This is a genomic window from Roseateles sp. P5_D6 (assembly GCF_054049415.1).
In genome coordinates this window covers 150,974-166,839 of record NZ_JBFUMK010000001.1, presented here as the reverse complement: position 1 = coordinate 166,839, position 15,866 = coordinate 150,974, and the positions used below count along the sequence as shown (strand labels likewise).

Sequence of the window (15,866 nt, the reverse complement as noted above, 5' to 3'; positions counted from 1 at the left end):
CGGAAAGCAGCGGATCGGTTCCCCAACAAAAAAGGCCGGCGCCCCTCGGCACCGGCCTTTCAATCTGTAGCGAGCGGGCTGGCGATCAGTTCTTCGCCTTGTCCACCAGCTTGTTGGCCTTGATCCAGGGCATCATTTCGCGCAGCTTCTCACCGACCTGCTCGATGGGGTGCTCGGCCGTCAGGCGGCGGCGGCTGATCAGCGTCGGAGCGCCGGCCTTGTTCTCGAGGATGAAGCTCTTGGCGTATTCGCCCGTCTGGATGTCCTTCAGGCACTGGCGCATCGCGTTCTTGGTGTCTTCGGTGACGACGCGCGGGCCGGTCACGTACTCACCGTACTCGGCGTTGTTCGAGATCGAGTAGTTCATGTTGGCGATGCCGCCTTCGTAGATCAGGTCCACGATGAGCTTGAGCTCGTGCAGGCATTCGAAGTAGGCCATCTCGGGGGCGTAGCCGGCTTCCGTCAGCGTCTCGAAGCCCGCCTTGATCAGTTCCACGGCGCCGCCGCACAGCACGGCCTGCTCGCCGAAGAGGTCGGTCTCGGTCTCTTCGCGGAAACTGGTCTGGATGATGCCGGCCTTGCCGCCACCGTTGGCTGCGGCATAGCTCAGGGCCAGGTCACGGGCCTTGCCGGTCTTGTCCTGGTAGATGGCGATCAGGTGAGGCACGCCGCCACCCTGGCGATACGTGTTGCGCACCGTATGGCCGGGGGCCTTGGGAGCGACCATCCAGACATCCAGGTCAGCGCGCGGCTGCACCTGGCCGTAGTGGACGTTGAAGCCGTGTGCGAAGGCCAGCGACGCGCCCTGCTTGATGTTGGGCTCGACCTCGTTCTTGTAGACGTCGGCGATCTGCTCGTCGGGCAGCAGGATCATGACCACGTCGGCCGATTTCACGGCGTCGGCGATCTCGGCGACCTTGAGGCCCGCGCCTTCGGCCTTGGACCAGGACGCGCCGCTGCGGCGCAGCGCGACGGTGACCTTGCAGCCGCTGTCGTTCAGGTTCTGCGCGTGGGCATGGCCTTGTGAGCCGTAGCCGATGATGGTGACGTTCTTGCCCTTGATGAGGCTGAGATCGGCGTCCTTGTCGTAGTAGACGTTCATGATGGGTCGCTCCAGGAAAAAACTGTGGTGTGTTGGGGTGAAGGCGGATCAGACGCGCAGGATGCGCTCGCCGCGGCCGATGCCGCTGGCGCCGGTGCGTACGGTTTCGAGGATGGACGCACGGTCGATCGCATCGATGAAGGCGTCGAGCTTGCCGGCGTCGCCGGTCAGCTCGATCGTGTAGGTCTTCTCGGTCACGTCGATGACGCGGCCACGGAAGATGTCGGCGGTGCGCTTGATTTCCTCGCGCTCCTTGCCGACGGCGCGCACCTTGATGAGCATCAGCTCACGCTCGGTGTAGTTGCCCTCGGTCAGGTCGACCACCTTGACGACCTCGATGAGGCGGTTCAGGTGCTTGGTGATCTGCTCGATGACCTCGTCGCTGCCCGTCGTCACGATGGTCATGCGCGAGAGGGACGGGTCTTCCGTCGGCGCGACGGTCAGGCTCTCGATGTTGTAGCCGCGGGCCGAGAACAGGCCGACGACGCGCGACAGCGCACCCGGCTCGTTCTCGATGAGCAAAGCAATGATGTGTTTCATGGGTTCTTCGTCCTTCGCGCTCTTCAGTGCCGCTGGCGGTAACCAGCGGACCTTGGCTGCGGGTTCGAGTGGAGTGGATCGCTGCGGGTGTCGGACTGCTTGCGCTTTTCAGCGGCAACCCCGACTGGCGCGGTAACGCCAGCCAGAGCTGCCGATTTCAGGCGCTCACAGGTCTTCCGATCCCAGCAGCATCTCGGAAATGCCCTTGCCCGCCTTGACCATGGGCCAGACGTTCTCGGTCGGATCGGTGCGGATGTCCAGGAAGACGGTACGGTCGGTCAGGCGCATCGCTTCCTTCAGCGCGGGCTCGACGTCGCTGGGCTTCTCGACCAGGATGCCGACGTGGCCATAGGCCTCGGCCAGCTTCACGAAGTCGGGCAGCGCGTCCATGTAGCTGTGCGAGTAGCGGCCGCCGTAGTCCAGCTGCTGCCACTGGCGCACCATGCCCAGGTAGCGGTTGTTCAGCGAGACGATCTTGACCGGCGTCTTGTACTGGAAGCAGGTCGACAGCTCCTGGATGCACATCTGGATGCTGCCTTCGCCGGTGATGCAGAACACATCCGACTCCGGCTTGGCCAGCTTGATGCCCATCGCATAGGGCAGGCCCACGCCCATGGTGCCCAGGCCGCCGGAGTTGATCCAGCGGCGCGGCTGGTCGAACTTGTAGTACTGCGCGGCCCACATCTGGTGCTGGCCGACGTCGCTGGTGATGTAGGTGTCGCGGTCGCGGGTCAGCTTCCACAGCGTGTCGACGACCATCTGCGGCTTGATGACCTCGTCCGAGCCCTTGTAGACCAGGCAGTCACGGCCGCGCCATTCATTGATCTGATTCCACCATGCGTTGACGGCGTCCGCATCCGGCTTGGCCTGCGCTTCCTTCAGCTGGGCGATCAGCTCCTGCAGCACGTCCTTCACGTCGCCGACAATGGGAATGTCGACGCGCACGCGCTTGGAGATTGACGAGGGGTCGATGTCCACGTGGATGATCTTGCGCTCGACCGAACCGAAGTGCTTGGGGTTGCCGATGACGCGGTCATCGAAGCGCGCGCCCACGGCCAGCAGCACGTCGCAGTGCTGCATGGTCATGTTGGCCTCGTACGTGCCGTGCATGCCCAGCATGCCCAGGAAGCGCGGGTCGGTGCCGGGCATGGCACCCAGGCCCATCAGCGTGTTCGTGCAGGGGAAGCCCAGCATGTCGACCAGCTGGCGCAGCTCCGCCGTGGCTTCACCTAGGATGACGCCGCCGCCCGTGTAGATGTAAGGGCGCTTGGCCTGCAGCAGCAGTTGGACCGCCTTGCGGATCTGGCCGCTATGGCCCTTCTTGACCGGGTTGTAGGAGCGCATTTCGATGCGGTCCGGATAGCTGAACGTCGTCTTCGCGAGCGACACGTCCTTCGGAATGTCCACGACGACCGGGCCGGGGCGGCCGGTACGGGCGATGTGGAAGGCCTTCTTCAGCGTCAGCGCCAGGTCGCGCACGTCCTTCACCAGGAAGTTGTGCTTGACGATGGGGCGCGTGATGCCGACCGTGTCGCACTCCTGAAAGGCATCCAGGCCGATCGCGGGCGTTGGCACTTGACCCGTGATGATGACCATCGGGATCGAGTCCATGTAGGCCGTCGCGATGCCGGTCACGGCATTCGTGACTCCTGGGCCCGAGGTGACCAGCGCCACACCGACTTCGCCGGTCGCCCGGGCAAAGCCGTCGGCGGCGTGTACGGCCGCCTGCTCGTGGCGCACCAGCACGTGCTGGATGCTTTCCTGCTTGTAGAGGGCGTCGTAGATGTAGAGCACCGCGCCGCCGGGGTAACCCCAGAGATGGCGCACCCCTTCGGCCTGCAGGCAGCGAACGAGGATCTCGGAGCCATTGAGCTCCGCGGTGGAATTGGGGGATTGGGAATTCGGCTGCGCCAGGGCGGCGCGCTTGATATCCGCGGCAGACATGTCCATTTTTAGAACCTTTGTGAATTTCTCTAACGAAAAACCATTGGTGTCCCTCTTCTCGCCCTCGTGAAGCGGATTTGGAACCTGCGCGATCAACAGATGGAGCCCCAGTCGGGCGGCCACTGAGAGACCATTGACTCTTTGTGCGAAGCAACATTATGCCGAGCAAAATCGTGTGAGCCTTCGTATCAGACGAATGCCATAATCCGAGCTGCCGCCCGGACCTGCCTCCCCGCCTTGGCCACCGACAAAGAACTCAACGATTTCCTGCGTACCGTCGACCGCCGCGCCTTCAAGCGCACGGCCTACGTGGTTCGAGACGACGATGCCGCCCTGGACATCGTCCAGGACGCCATGATCAAGCTGGCCGAGAACTATTTCGACCGCCCCGCGGCCGAGTTGCCGCTGCTGTTCCAGCGCATCCTGTCGAACGCGACGATGGACTACTTCCGTCGCCAGAAGACGCGCCGGGCCGTCATGACAAATATGTCGGAGTTCGAGGGCGGCGGCGATGGCGACGGTGATTTCGACCTGCTGGAGATCCTTGAAACCCAGGAAGGCGCCATGGGCGCCTTGAGCGCCGCGGATGAGGTCAGCCGGGCGCAGATCTTGCAGCGCATCGAGACGGAAGTCGAACAGCTGCCGACGCGTCAACGCGAAGCCTTCCTGCTGCGTTACTGGGAGGAACTGGATGTTGCAGAGACCGCGTCTGTGATGGGTTGCTCGGAAGGCAGTGTCAAAACTCACTGTTCCCGCGCCGTCCATTCGCTGGCGAAGTCGCTCAAGGCCAAGGGGATCACGCTATGAAGTCGCCGTCGAAATTTTCCACCTTCCCTGCCGACCTGGATGCTCGCGTCACGCGTTTTGGCCTGCGTGTCGCTGCTGGCCTGACCGAGCGCAACGCCACACTGCCGCATGACGTGTCCGAACGTCTGCGCTTCGCACGTGAGCAAGCCTTGGCCCGCGCCGCCCAGGCCCGCGCTGCGCGCACCTCGGTAAGCACGGCCAGCCCTGGGGTGGTGCAGATGGGTTCGACGCTGGCCCTGAGCGGCGGCCCGCGCGGTGCCGGCGGCAACAACGGCCTATGGTCCAAGCTTGCGTCCGCCCTCCCGCTGCTGGCGCTGCTGGCCGGGCTGCTGTTGATGCAACAAGGCCAGATCCATGAACAGATCGTCGCCGCCGCTGAGGTGGACACGGCGCTGCTCAGCGACAACCTGCCGCCCTCCGCCTTCAGCGATCCGGGCTTCGCCGAATTCCTGAGAGACGGTCAAGAATGACCGGATGCCCATGAGCCGAGCCGCGCGGAGGCCTCCCGCCCCTCTCCGCCCGTTGATTGCCCTGCTGCTCACCGCAGCGGGGTTTTCTGCTTTTGCGCAGACACAAGACGCGGCTTCGGCGCCAGATGCCATTGCAGCAAGCGCGGCCATCTCCCCTCCCGCAGTTCGACCGGCAGCACCTGTCATGTCGCCGGTCTCCGCGCTGGCCGCCGCACCGACCTGGCAGGCACTGACGCCAGCGCAGCGCGACCTCCTCGCACCGCTGGCGAAGGACTGGGACAAGCTCGGCCCCAACCAGCGCAGCAAGTGGCTGAATGCGACGCCGCGTCTGGCCGTGCTGCCGCCTGCCGAACTCAACCGCCTGCATGAACGCATGCGTGACTGGGCCAATCTGACGCCGGGCGAGCGAGTCGATGCCCGCATCGGCTTCCAGGTGGCCAAACAGGTGGATTCCGAGCAGCGTCAGGCCAAGTGGGAGGCCTACCAGGCGCTGCCCCAGGAAAAACGCCAGGAGCTTGCCGACAAGGCCGTTGCGCGCCGTCAGGCCCAGACCAAGGCCGCCAGCCCGGTGGCCAAGCCGCTGACTGCGGTGCCCAAGTCCAATATCGTGCCCGCGGCGCCCAAGCTCGTCACGCCGACACCCGTGACAGGCAGTCTCATCCAGGCCAAGCCGGGTGCTACGACGGTCCTGATCACGCGCGGCCTCGTCCTGCCGGCCCACCACGCAGCGGGTGAGACCAAGGTGGTGGCCGATCCGGCCCTGGTGGACCCCAAGACGCTGCTGCCAAAATCGCTGAAGGCGCCACCCGCGTCCGTACCGCGCACATGACGGCGTTGGTCGACACGAACGCCGCGCCTGCGGGCCTGGCGAGACGTTTCGCGGCCTTTCTCTACGAAGGCGTACTGCTGTTCGGCGTGGTCTTCTTCGCCGGCTTCCTCTACTCGGTGCTGACGCGCCAGCAGCATGCGCTGGAGGGTCGCACGGGCATGGCGGTGAGCCTTTTCATCGTGCTGGGCCTGTACTTCGTCGGCTTCTGGACGCGCACGGGTCAGACGCTGGCGATGAAGACCTGGCATCTGCGCGTCACCGACGCCGCCGGCCGGCCGCTGCGCTGGGGCCGTGCGTTGCTGCGCTACTGCTTGAGCTGGCTGTGGTTCCTGCCGGCGCTGATCAGCGTCTGGGCGCTGGGCCTGCACGGCGGCGGCGCCATCATCGGCAGCCTGCTGGCCGGCATCGCCGGCTACCTGCTGATTGCACGCCTGCACCCGCAGCGACAATTCCTGCACGACGCCCTCTGCGGTTCGCGCGTCATCACCCAACTTCCCGTGCGCTCATGAGCGCAGCGCCGGGCCGTCCCAAGCAAACTCGCTCCCGCCTGGCGGGACAAGGCCGCAGGCCTAAGGGTGCCCCATGACCAACCCGCACAAGGGCCGGACCGGCCTGGACCGCATCATCCACGCCGCCGGCTATTCCTGGGCCGGTCTCAAGGCCGCCTACACCGGCGAGAGCGCCTTCCGCCAGGAAACCTGGCTCTGCATCATTGCCGCGCCGCTGGCGTTCTGGTTGGCCAACACCTGGGAGCAAGCGGCGCTGCTGCTGGGCTCGCTGCTGCTGCTGCTCATCGTCGAGTTGCTGAACTCCGCCATTGAAGCGGTTGTTGACCGTGTGTCCTTCGAGCGGCATGAGCTGTCCAAGCGCGCCAAGGACATTGCCAGCGCCGCCGTGCTGATGGCGCTGGTGCTTGCTGGCGGCATCTGGGCCGCCGCCGTCTGGCAGCACCTGCGCTGAGGCAACGCAGCCCCCACGCGCATTTCATGAGCTGCCCCCGAGGGGGCGCGTCAGCGCCTTCGGACGGCCGGGCGGCACTGACATGCCACAGTCGGGCCATGCAGGCCCGCGGTTTCAAGCTGATCCCCAGCCACGTCGACGGCGTCGAGGTGGTCGTGGCCGACTCGGCACTGGCCTTCGGCCGCCACACCCATGACGAGTTCGGCATTGGCCTCATCGAGCGAGGCGCGCAGAAATCGGCCAGCGGGTGCGGTGTCGTCGAGGCTGGTGCGGGCGACCTGATCACGGTCAACCCCGGCGAGGTGCACGACGGCACGCCCTTTGATGCGAGCGGGCGGTGCTGGCGCATGCTCTATGTCGATCCGGCCCGGCTGCTGGATGCGGCAGCGGACATCGCGCCAGGTTCATCGTTTGAGTTCAAGGCGCCCGTCATTCGTGATGCCCTCATGACGGCACGCTTTCGCGCCCTGTTCGACGCGGTCACCACGGACGACGCGTTGCACTCCGACGCCGAACTGCTGACGCTGACCGCGCGGCTTCTCAAGCCCTCTTCGGTAGAGCGCCCCGCCGTGAGTGCCGGTGTCACCGCCGCGCGCGAGCGCATTGACGACGATCCCGCTGCCGTACTGACGCTATCAGGCTTGGCCACCGACGCGGCGATGAGCCGCTACCAGTTCCTGCGCGCGTTCACACGGCTGACCGGCCTGCCACCTCACGCCTATCTGCTGCAACGCCGCGTGCAGCGTGCCCGCCGGTTGGTGCGTGAGGGCCTGTCGCTGGCAGAGGCCGCCGCGGCCAGCGGATTCGCGGACCAGAGCCACATGACACGCTGCTTTGTGCGCAACTTCGGTCTGACGCCTGGGATGCTGGCGCGCAGCCGCTGAAATTTCGTTCAAGACCCACTGGCCGCATCCGCCGCAGCATGGCGCCTCCATCAAGGAGTGCCCCATGAACCTCGAATTCCTGACCGTGTCCCTGCTCGTTGTCGCCTCACCGGGCACGGGTGCGGCCGTCACCATCGCCACCGGCCTATCGCGCGGCGCGCGCATGGCCGTCATCGCGGCTTTCGGCTGCACGCTCGGCGTCGTGCCCCACATGCTGGCGGCCATCACGGGCCTGGCGGCGCTGTTGCATGCAAGCAGCCTGGCCTTCGAGGCCGTCAAGTTCGCCGGCGTGGCCTATCTGCTCTACATCGCCTGGATGACCTGGCGCGAACAGGGGGTGCTGAAGGTCGAAGCCGATGGCACCACTCGATCCGATGGGGAGGTCATTCGCCACGCTGTGCTCGTGAACCTGCTCAATCCCAAGCTGTCCATGTTCTTCCTGGCCTTCCTGCCGCAATTCATCGCCAAGGACGAAGCAGCGCCGACGCTGGCGATGTTGCAGCTCTCGGCCCTCTTCATGGCCATGACCTTCGGGGTGTTCGCCCTTTACGGCGCGTTCGCCGCACGCATGCGCGAGCATGTGCTCGGCAGCGAGACCGCGATGGCCTGGCTGCGCCGCAGCTTTGCAGCGACCTTCGTCGCCCTGGGCGCGAAGCTCGCGCTGACGCAGCGTTAGACGGCGGCTTCGTCCGTCTCGCCGGTACGGATGCGCACCACTTGCTCGACCGGCAGCACGAAGATCTTGCCGTCGCCGATCTTGCCGGTCTTGGCGGCCTTCAGGATGGCGTCGATGCAGCGGTCGACCTCGTCGTCCTTCACGACGACCTCGACCTTGACCTTGGGCAGGAAGTCGACGACGTATTCAGCGCCGCGATAGAGCTCGGTGTGCCCCTTCTGGCGGCCAAAACCCTTGACTTCGGTGACCGTCAGGCCCGACGCGCCTACTTCGGCCAGCGCCTCGCGCACTTCGTCGAGCTTGAAGGGTTTGATGATGGCGGTGATTTGCTTCATTGCGAGCGCTCCAGTTTGCGAGGTTCACCCAAGTTTACGCACGGAACCTGGAGGTGATGGGATATCTCCAGTCGCGACCAAAGCCGCGGTGGGTGATGCGGATGCCCACTGGCGCCTGGCGGCGCTTGTACTCGTTGATCTTGATCAACCGGGTGACGCGCTCGACGTCCTCCGGCTTGAAACCGGCGGCAACAATTTCGGCGATCGACTGATCCTGCTCCATGTAGCGGGCCAGGATGGCGTCCAGCACCGCGTAGGGCGGCAGGCTGTCCTCATCCTTCTGGTCGGGGCGCAGCTCGGCCGAGGGCGGACGGGTGATGATGCGGTCGGGGATGATCTCGGCGCCTTGCGCATTGCGCCAGCGGGCGAGGCGGAACACCAGGGTCTTGGCCACGTCCTTGATGACGGCAAAGCCGCCCGCCATGTCGCCATAGAGCGTGCAGTAGCCGGTGGCCATCTCGCTCTTGTTGCCGGTCGTCAGCACGATGCTGCCGAACTTGTTGGACAGCGCCATCAGCAGCGTGCCGCGGATGCGGGCCTGGATGTTCTCCTCGGTGGCATCCAGCGGCAGGCCCTTGAACTCCTCGGCCAGCGTGGTGTTGAAGGCATCGAACATCGGCACGATGGACTTCTCGTCGTAGCGCACCCCCAGGCGCTCGGCCATGTCGCGAGCGTCGATCCAGGAGATGTCGGCCGTGTAGGGCGAAGGCATCATCACGGTGCGCACCTTGTCGGCACCCAACGCATCCACAGCGATGGCCAGCACCAGGGCCGAGTCAATGCCCCCCGACAAGCCGATCAGCGCGCCCGGGAAGCCGTTCTTGCCGAGGTAGTCGCGCACGCCGGTCACCAGGGCCTGCCAGACCTGTGCCTCGTACTCGGGCAAAGGGGTGATGCCGCCCTTCAGCCGACCGGCGTCCAACTCCAGCATGGTCAGCGCCTCCTCGAACATCGGCGCGCGCATGGCCAGTTCGCCGTCGGCCTGCACGGCAAAGGACGCGCCGTCGAAGACCATCTCGTCCTGCCCGCCCACCAGGTGGGCGTAGAGCAGCGGCAGGCCCACGGCGCGGGCGCGCTCGGCCATGTGGGCCTCGCGCTCCTCGACCTTGCCGATGTGGAAGGGCGAGGCATTGATGACGCAGAGCAGCTCCGCACCTGCGGCCTTGGCGGCCGCGGCGGGTTCCTCGAACCAGGCGTCCTCGCATATCAGTAGGCCCACACGGTGGCCTCTGACGTCGACAACCACGGCACCGAGCCCTGCATCCCTGCCGGAGTAGAAATAGCGCCGCTCGTCGAAGACCTGGTAGTTGGGCAGCTCGCGCTTGGCATAGCTGGCGACGACCTGGCCGCCCGCGAGCACCGAGGCGACGTTCAGGCAGGGTGGCAGCGACCAGCTGCGCTCCCGCACCGCCCCTCCCTCGCGCTCGCGCGGGTGTCCAACCACGACATGTAGCCCTTCGCAGCCCGCCAGCTCAGCCGCGATGCGCTGCAACTGCTCGTCGCAGGCCTCAAGAAAGGCCGGGCGCAGCAGCAGGTCCTCGGGCGGATAGCCGCACAGCGCCAACTCGGGCGTGACGAGCAGATCAACCCCAGCCGTGTGCGCCGCGCGCGCTTGGGCAATGATGCGGTCCGCGTTGCCCACCAGATCGCCGACGACGACATTGATCTGGGCCAGGGCAATCTTCAAGGGCGAGGGCATGGGCGACAGCGATTCAGAACACGAGAGCAGCATTGTCATTCGGGTCGACGCTTCACCCGACGCCTTGCCGCAAGACCATTGGGACGCCCTGCTTTCTGCCCAGGCGCGGCCCACGCCCTTCATGCGCCTGGCCTATCTGCGCGCCCTGCATGCCAGCGGCAGCGCCGGGGCCGGCACGGGCTGGCAGCCGCAGTTCGTTTCGCTGTGGCGGGGCGAGGAGCTGCTGGCGGCCTGCCCGGCCTATCTGAAGACCCACAGCTATGGCGAATACGTCTTCGACTGGGCCTGGGCCGACGCCTACCAGCGCCATGGGCTGAGCTACTACCCCAAGCTGCTGGTGGCCGTGCCCTTCACGCCCGTGCCGGGCAGCCGGCTCTTGGCCGTGGACGATGAAGCACGGGCACTGCTGGCGCAGGCGCTGCGGGCCCTGGCCAGGGAGACTGAGGCGTCGTCCCTGCACGTGCTGTTCGGCGATGAGGCTGACCAGGCGGCGCTTTCAGCAGCCGGCTGCATGGCAAGGGCTGGCGTGCAGTTCCATTGGACGGCCGAGGGCGACGCCGACTTCACGGCCTTTCTCTCGCGCCTGCAGCGCGACAAGCGCAAGAAGATCCAGCAGGAGCAGCGCCGCGTGCGCGAAGCGGGTGTCCTGTTCGAGGCAAACGCCGGCAACGCTATCAGCGTCGAGGACTGGGACTTCTTCTACCGCTGCTACCAGCAGACCTACCGCGAACACCACAGCACGCCCTATCTGAGCCGCGACTTCTTCGCCCGCATGGCCAGCGACATGCCCGAGCATTGGCTGATGTTCACGGCGCTGCGGGCGGGCGAGCGCGTCGCCACCTCGCTGATCGCGCTGGACCCCGAACGCCGCGCCGCCTTCGGCCGTTACTGGGGCGCCGTCGAGCACATCCCCAACCTGCATTTCGACGCCTGCTATTACCAGCCGCTGGCCTGGTGCATAGACAACGGCTACCAGCGCTTCGAGGGCGGTGCCCAGGGCGAGCACAAGATGGCGCGCGGCCTGATGCCGACGCCGACCGCGTCCAGCCACTGGCTGGCCCACCCCTCCTTTGCCGATGCCGTCAATGACTTCCTGGCACGCGAGGGCGAAGCGATGGCGGGCTATATCGACGAGCTGGGCGAGCACCAACCGTTCAAGTCAGTGCCTTGAACCCGGCCATGGCCGATCTCAGGGTCGAGCCACTCCGCCCAGCCGACGCCTGGCCACCCGCCCCACCACCAGCAGGCCCGCCAGCAACATCGCGTAGCTCTCGGGCTCGGGCACGGCGGCGGTGAAGTTCAGGTTCAGCGCATTGCCGGTGGCCGCCACCGACCAGTGGCCGCCCATCAGCGAATTGGCGAAACCGCTGCCGTCGATGCTGAACTCTTTGGCCGAGAAGCCCAGGATGCCGCCGCTCGCGTAGGCCAGGGTGTAGCTGTGATTGTGCTGGGCGTCGAAACCGGCCAGCAGCCCCGCGCCGCCGTTCGCCAGCAGCGACTTCAACGTGACGGTGAACGGGTTGGCCGCGCTGGCGTCCAGGCTCAGCGTGCCGCCGACGCTCAGCAGGTCGTACCCCAGCCCGGCGGCGGCGCTGGCATTGGCGATCTCCCACAGATAGCTGGCGCCCTCGGCAAACGTCGCGTTGCCCGCCACGCTCAACTGGCCCGGCGAGTTGCCGGGCGCGAGCTTGCCGGCCAGCACCAGGCTGCCCAGTGCACCGCTGCCGCCCAGCGAGGCGCCCGCGTCGACGCTGAAGGCGCTGCTCAGCGACGAGCCGTTGAGCGTCAGTTCGCCAGCCTGCACCCGGGTCGTGCCGGTGTAGGTGTTGATGCCACTGAGCACCTGGGTGCCCGTGCCCTCCTTGACGAAGTTGCCGGTGGATTCGCTGTTCGCCAGCACGCCGGAAAAGTGGCCCGACCCATTGCCCACGCCAAAGGTGAAGGCGGAGTAGCCGGAGCCGCCATAGCCGGACTTGATGCGGCCGGCGCCGCTGAGCGCATCGACGCGCACGTTGGCCTCGTCGCCGTCGAAGACGGCACCGGCGGCCACGTTCAGCCCGCTCTTGTTGAGGGTCCAGTCCTCGTTGGCGTAGGAGCCGCCGACCAAGGTGCCGCCCTGCACGTCGATCAGCCCGCCCTGTTCCATCGCGAAGCGGGCCCGGGTCTGCGCCCAGCGAGCCGTGCCGGCGCCGCTCTTGCGCAGCACGCCGGCGCCGACGAACTGCACGTCCACCGCGCCGTTGCGGGAGCCCTGGTCCACCTGCAGATCCAGCACCGCGCCGCGGCTGATGCTGTAGCCGCTGGTGCGCAGCGCGCCCTCCTGCACCAGCCGGCCGGCCTCCACGCTGGTGGGGCCGGTGTAGCTGTGGTCGCCGATCAGGCGCAGCGTGCCCGCGCCCTGCTTGTAGAGGCTGCCGCTGCCGGCGATCACGCCCTCGTACAGCGTGTCATCGCTGCGCGCAAACACCAGGGCCGCGTTGTTGACGATGCTGCGGGTGGCCAGCGAGCCCTGCGTGCCACCATCGCCCACGCGCACGGTGCCGGCTTCGATGCTGAGGACGCCGGTGAAGCTGTTGGCGCCGGTGAGGGTCTGAGTGCCGCTGCCGACCTTGGTGAAGTTGCCGATGCGCTCGCCAGAGGTGTTGGTGCTGGTGTTGGCCAGCACCCCGGCAAAGCTGCCCGAGCGATCCGCCACGCCGAACACGAAGCTGCTGTAGCCGGCGCCCGGATAGCCCGATTCAATGCGCCCCTCGCCGCTCAGCGCGCCGACACGCACATTGGCCTCCACCCCGTAGAAGGCCCCGCCCTTGCCGACGCGCAGATCGGCCTGGTTGTCGACCCAGGATTCGTTGCCGAAGGAGCCCCCCACCAGCGAGCCCTCCACGACATCGATCAGGCCGCCGGCGCCCATGGCAAAGGTGGCAGCGCTGCGGCTCCAGACGATGTGGCCCAGGCCGATCTTGCGCAGCACACCAGTGCCGATGAAACGGGTGTCACGCTCGAAGTCACGCGGCGGGTCGTATTTGCCGGTCACCAAGAACTCGAGCGCACCGCTGCCGCCGATATTGAACTCGCCGGACTGGGTGGTGGAGTACACCTGCAGCCTGCCGCCGCTGATCTCGGTGGCGCCGGTGTAGAGCTGTGGCTCGCTCATAGCCAGGACGCCGGGGCCCATAAAGTGCACGCTGCCTTCGCCGCTGAGGGTGGCGTTGTATCCATTGGCGCCGCCGAGATTGAAGACGACCATGCCGCCCTTGGCCACCGTGGCGGCACCGTTGAGCCAGCCCCAGCTGCCGTCGGGGTTGCCCATGAAGTCGAAGACGTCGCCGCCGCGGCCGACCTGCAGCGTGCCGGCGATGTTCAGCGAGCCCCCCGTCCTCAGAGCCATCTCGCCGCCGAGAACCTGCGTGTAGCCGGCGGCAATGGAGAGTGGGCCAGACACCTCGACCTTGCCGGATAGCAGGTTGAAGCTGCCAGCGTTGGGGCTGCCCAGCACCAGGCCGCCCATCAGAGACAGCGTGCCGCGGTTGTTGATGCTGCCGCCGGCGGAGTCCATGGCAATGCTGGTGGTGTTGCCGCGCGTGTCGGGCATCAGCATCAGGCTGCCGTTGTTGTCGATCACGCCATGGTTGCTGAGCTTGCCGGAAATAATCAGCAGGCCGAAGTTGCTGATCAAGCTGTCGGGATGCGCCTGACTGCGCGGCTCGTTGACGCTGTAGCTGCAGGTCGCCTTGGTGGTGCCCAAATCGAAATCGCCGTGCTTATCGTCACAGCCCACCTGCACCGCCTTCTGCTCCTTGTGGTTCAGCTGATCCCAGATGTAGGTATCGCGCTTGCCCACCCTTTCGGTCCAGTGCTCGACAAAGGCCTTTTCGTTGTACAGCGTGCCATCGTTGCCCACCTGCAGCACGCCACCCGATGCGATCTCGATCTGGGCGCCGTGGGTGTTGTCGATGCGGCCGCCGCCCGCCACCGTGAGGCTGGCGCCCGCGACCAGCAGCGCGCGTGCGTAGTCGCCGTTGTCCATGCGGCTGCCGCTGCCGCTGATGTCAGTGCTGCTGCCAGACGCAAAAGTGGTCAGCACGCCGCGCCCGCGATTCTTCAGCACCGCGCCGGCGTGGTAGTTGGTCTGGCCGCCGGCCGAGAACTGGTCGATGGGGCCAGAGCCGCCCTGCAGCACGGTGGTGGTGCGCACGCCATTGATCTGGGTCGAGCCTGAGTACACGTCCAGCTTGGCCAGGCTGGCATTGCTCTCGGTCTGGTAGAGGCAGGACTCGGTCCCGCCCAGGCTGAAGCCCGGCACGCTGATTTCGACGCCGCAGACAAAGCTGTTGCGCAGGCTCAGGTTCAGGTCGGCGCTCACCGAGGTCTTGACGCTTGCGTCGCCCAGGTAATAATTGCGCCCCGTCAGCTTGCCGACATCGCCGTCAAACCGCAGCTTGATGTCGCTGCCCAGTGCAAAGCTGACCATGCCGTCGAAATGGTTGATAAAGGACTCGCTGCCGTTGGCGTTGGTGAGGATTTCCTGCACCGGCTTGTCGAACACCAGCTTGGTGAACACCGACACCGTGGGAGCGAAGTCGAAGGCCATGTCGACCGCGGGGCCGGCATTGACGCTCAGGAAGTCGGTCTTCACGGTGACGCCGTTCTTCGACGCCTGGTAGTGCAGCGGGTTTTCGGCGCCGTAAAAGGGCGGCAGCATGCTGACCAGCTCCCAGCCGCCGCGCAGCACGTCGTTGGCGCAATGCAGGCCACCGCCGCCGACGCCCGAGCAATCGCTGTTCTTGACGGTGTCGATCAGCACGGTGCCGGCGCCGATCGAGGTCTCCTTGCCGAGGATAGGCGTCGGCACCGGCACGCCGAACATCGTGAGCATGGATTTCGCGCCGCTGTCGTAGCTGAGCAGCGGGAACTTGCCGGGGTTCAGCCCGAAATCGAAGCTGGCGCCGGTGCAGGCGATCACGCAACCCAGCACCGAGATCCTGGCGTTGAAATCGAACGTACCGGATATCGAGGCCTGCACGCTGGGCAAATAGGGCGTCAGCTTGGCGGCGGCGCCGAGGGTGTCGCGCGCGCTGACGGTGAAGATCTGCTTGCTGATCAAGCTGTTGGTGTCGGGCAGCGTCAGCAAAGGCGTGAAGCTCTGGCTGAAATCCAGCGAACCGCCGCGCGCGCTGGACGAGACCTCCAACCCGATTCGCCCGGAGCTGCTCATACTGGCCTCGGCGCCGTAGTCGCCGAACCAGTTGCGGCTGATGCCGCCGATCTTGAACATTTCCGTTGGGTCGGCACCAGCGTAGCTACCCCATGCGGTTTGCATCAGATTGGTCGCGATCGCCGTGCCCCCGGCCGAGCCCCACAGGTTCACGCCCGTGGCGCTGAAGCTGACCGAGTCGGTGTAGCTGGCACCCTGGGCTGCCATGCCCGGTGCCAACCCCATCGCGACCAGCAGGCTGAGCCGCGACAGCGCCGGCATCACGCGGATAGGGTGCTGTTGGCGGGCAGGCTTGGTCTTGCCGGACTGACGTGTCTTCATGGTGGCTCTCCCCAAAGGTGATGCTGGCCGCCAGCGATCCCGCTGCGCAGCGCTCGTCTCCCCGAGCAGACGTGACTTTCTCCG

General features: G+C 66.3%; 14 protein-coding genes. 8 read left to right on the top strand and 6 right to left on the bottom strand.

Annotation, left to right across the window (positions count from 1 at the left end):
- Positions 1–85: 85 nt before the first annotated feature.
- The 3 genes from ilvC to ACXJKM_RS00685 all read right to left on the bottom strand — a co-directional run bounded on the left by ilvC (position 86) and on the right by ACXJKM_RS00685 (position 3,592).
- A complete protein-coding gene (gene ilvC, locus ACXJKM_RS00695) occupies positions 86–1,102 on the bottom strand; it encodes a ketol-acid reductoisomerase (protein ID WP_056198273.1) in 1,017 nt (338 codons plus the stop codon).
- Positions 1,103–1,150: 48 nt separating this feature from the next.
- The gene (gene ilvN / locus ACXJKM_RS00690) at positions 1,151–1,642 is read right to left on the bottom strand and encodes an acetolactate synthase small subunit (RefSeq protein ID WP_056198275.1); all 492 of its coding nucleotides are present in this window, start codon (positions 1,640–1,642) and stop codon (positions 1,151–1,153) included.
- A 165-nt stretch (positions 1,643–1,807) separates the two neighbouring features.
- Positions 1,808–3,592, bottom strand: a complete 1,785-nt coding sequence (locus tag ACXJKM_RS00685) for an acetolactate synthase 3 catalytic subunit (protein WP_457349610.1) — start codon at positions 3,590–3,592, stop codon at positions 1,808–1,810.
- A gap of 231 nt (positions 3,593–3,823) precedes the next feature.
- On the opposite strand from ACXJKM_RS00685, the gene ACXJKM_RS00680 reads away from it, so the two are divergent.
- From ACXJKM_RS00680 to ACXJKM_RS00650, 7 genes are all read left to right on the top strand, one after another.
- Positions 3,824–4,393, top strand: a complete 570-nt coding sequence (locus ACXJKM_RS00680; RefSeq protein WP_056198279.1) for an RNA polymerase sigma factor — start codon at positions 3,824–3,826, stop codon at positions 4,391–4,393.
- On the top strand, positions 4,390–4,863 hold the full coding sequence (locus tag ACXJKM_RS00675) for a DUF3619 family protein (protein WP_082532708.1): 474 nt from the start codon (positions 4,390–4,392) through the stop codon (positions 4,861–4,863). Before ACXJKM_RS00680 ends, ACXJKM_RS00675 begins: the two co-directional genes overlap by 4 nt.
- A 184-nt stretch (positions 4,864–5,047) precedes the next feature.
- On the top strand, positions 5,048–5,692 hold the full coding sequence (locus tag ACXJKM_RS00670) for a DUF3106 domain-containing protein (protein ID WP_056198281.1): 645 nt from the start codon (positions 5,048–5,050) through the stop codon (positions 5,690–5,692).
- A complete protein-coding gene (locus tag ACXJKM_RS00665; RefSeq protein WP_457349608.1) occupies positions 5,689–6,201 on the top strand; it encodes an RDD family protein in 513 nt (170 codons plus the stop codon). The genes ACXJKM_RS00670 and ACXJKM_RS00665 overlap by 4 nt, the downstream gene beginning before the upstream one ends.
- Positions 6,202–6,274: 73 nt before the next feature.
- Positions 6,275–6,652, top strand: coding sequence for a diacylglycerol kinase (locus ACXJKM_RS00660; protein ID WP_056198286.1), 378 nt, complete (start codon positions 6,275–6,277; stop codon positions 6,650–6,652).
- A gap of 98 nt (positions 6,653–6,750) precedes the next feature.
- Entirely contained in the window at positions 6,751–7,536 is a 786-nt protein-coding gene (locus ACXJKM_RS00655; protein WP_457349606.1) for an AraC family ligand binding domain-containing protein, read from the top strand.
- 64 nt (positions 7,537–7,600) lie between these two features.
- On the top strand, positions 7,601–8,212 hold the full coding sequence (locus ACXJKM_RS00650) for a LysE family translocator (RefSeq protein WP_056198289.1): 612 nt from the start codon (positions 7,601–7,603) through the stop codon (positions 8,210–8,212).
- Here ACXJKM_RS00650 and ACXJKM_RS00645 read toward each other — a convergent pair.
- The gene (locus ACXJKM_RS00645; RefSeq protein ID WP_056198291.1) at positions 8,209–8,547 is read right to left on the bottom strand and encodes a P-II family nitrogen regulator; all 339 of its coding nucleotides are present in this window, start codon (positions 8,545–8,547) and stop codon (positions 8,209–8,211) included. The genes ACXJKM_RS00650 and ACXJKM_RS00645 overlap by 4 nt on opposite strands.
- A 34-nt stretch (positions 8,548–8,581) precedes the next feature.
- Entirely contained in the window at positions 8,582–10,246 is a 1,665-nt protein-coding gene (locus tag ACXJKM_RS00640) for an NAD+ synthase (RefSeq protein ID WP_457349603.1), read from the bottom strand.
- Between ACXJKM_RS00640 and ACXJKM_RS00635 the strand changes: the two genes are divergently transcribed.
- Positions 10,245–11,417, top strand: a complete 1,173-nt coding sequence (locus ACXJKM_RS00635) for a GNAT family N-acetyltransferase (RefSeq protein WP_056198294.1) — start codon at positions 10,245–10,247, stop codon at positions 11,415–11,417. The genes ACXJKM_RS00640 and ACXJKM_RS00635 overlap by 2 nt on opposite strands.
- An 18-nt stretch (positions 11,418–11,435) precedes the next feature.
- On the opposite strand, the gene ACXJKM_RS00630 is transcribed toward ACXJKM_RS00635, so the two are convergent.
- Positions 11,436–15,782, bottom strand: a complete 4,347-nt coding sequence (locus tag ACXJKM_RS00630; protein ID WP_457349601.1) for an autotransporter-associated beta strand repeat-containing protein — start codon at positions 15,780–15,782, stop codon at positions 11,436–11,438.
- Positions 15,783–15,866: the final 84 nt, after the last annotated feature.

What these genes read in the sequence shown, in the direction of transcription:
- ilvC (WP_056198273.1), bottom strand. Translation starts at nt 1,102, where the DNA reads ATGAACGTCTACTACGACAAGGACGCCGATCTCAGCCTCATCAAGGGC.
- ilvN (WP_056198275.1), bottom strand. Translation starts at nt 1,642, where the DNA reads ATGAAACACATCATTGCTTTGCTCATCGAGAACGAGCCGGGTGCGCTG.
- ACXJKM_RS00685 (WP_457349610.1), bottom strand. Translation starts at nt 3,592, where the DNA reads ATGGACATGTCTGCCGCGGATATCAAGCGCGCCGCCCTGGCGCAGCCG.
- ACXJKM_RS00675 (WP_082532708.1), top strand. Translation starts at nt 4,390, where the DNA reads ATGAAGTCGCCGTCGAAATTTTCCACCTTCCCTGCCGACCTGGATGCT.
- ACXJKM_RS00670 (WP_056198281.1), top strand. Translation starts at nt 5,048, where the DNA reads ATGTCGCCGGTCTCCGCGCTGGCCGCCGCACCGACCTGGCAGGCACTG.
- ACXJKM_RS00665 (WP_457349608.1), top strand. Translation starts at nt 5,689, where the DNA reads ATGACGGCGTTGGTCGACACGAACGCCGCGCCTGCGGGCCTGGCGAGA.
- ACXJKM_RS00660 (WP_056198286.1), top strand. Translation starts at nt 6,275, where the DNA reads ATGACCAACCCGCACAAGGGCCGGACCGGCCTGGACCGCATCATCCAC.
- ACXJKM_RS00655 (WP_457349606.1), top strand. Translation starts at nt 6,751, where the DNA reads ATGCAGGCCCGCGGTTTCAAGCTGATCCCCAGCCACGTCGACGGCGTC.
- ACXJKM_RS00650 (WP_056198289.1), top strand. Translation starts at nt 7,601, where the DNA reads ATGAACCTCGAATTCCTGACCGTGTCCCTGCTCGTTGTCGCCTCACCG.
- ACXJKM_RS00645 (WP_056198291.1), bottom strand. Translation starts at nt 8,547, where the DNA reads ATGAAGCAAATCACCGCCATCATCAAACCCTTCAAGCTCGACGAAGTG.
- ACXJKM_RS00635 (WP_056198294.1), top strand. Translation starts at nt 10,245, where the DNA reads ATGGGCGACAGCGATTCAGAACACGAGAGCAGCATTGTCATTCGGGTC.
- ACXJKM_RS00640 (WP_457349603.1), bottom strand. Translation starts at nt 10,246, where the DNA reads ATGCCCTCGCCCTTGAAGATTGCCCTGGCCCAGATCAATGTCGTCGTC.
- ACXJKM_RS00630 (WP_457349601.1), bottom strand. Translation starts at nt 15,782, where the DNA reads ATGAAGACACGTCAGTCCGGCAAGACCAAGCCTGCCCGCCAACAGCAC.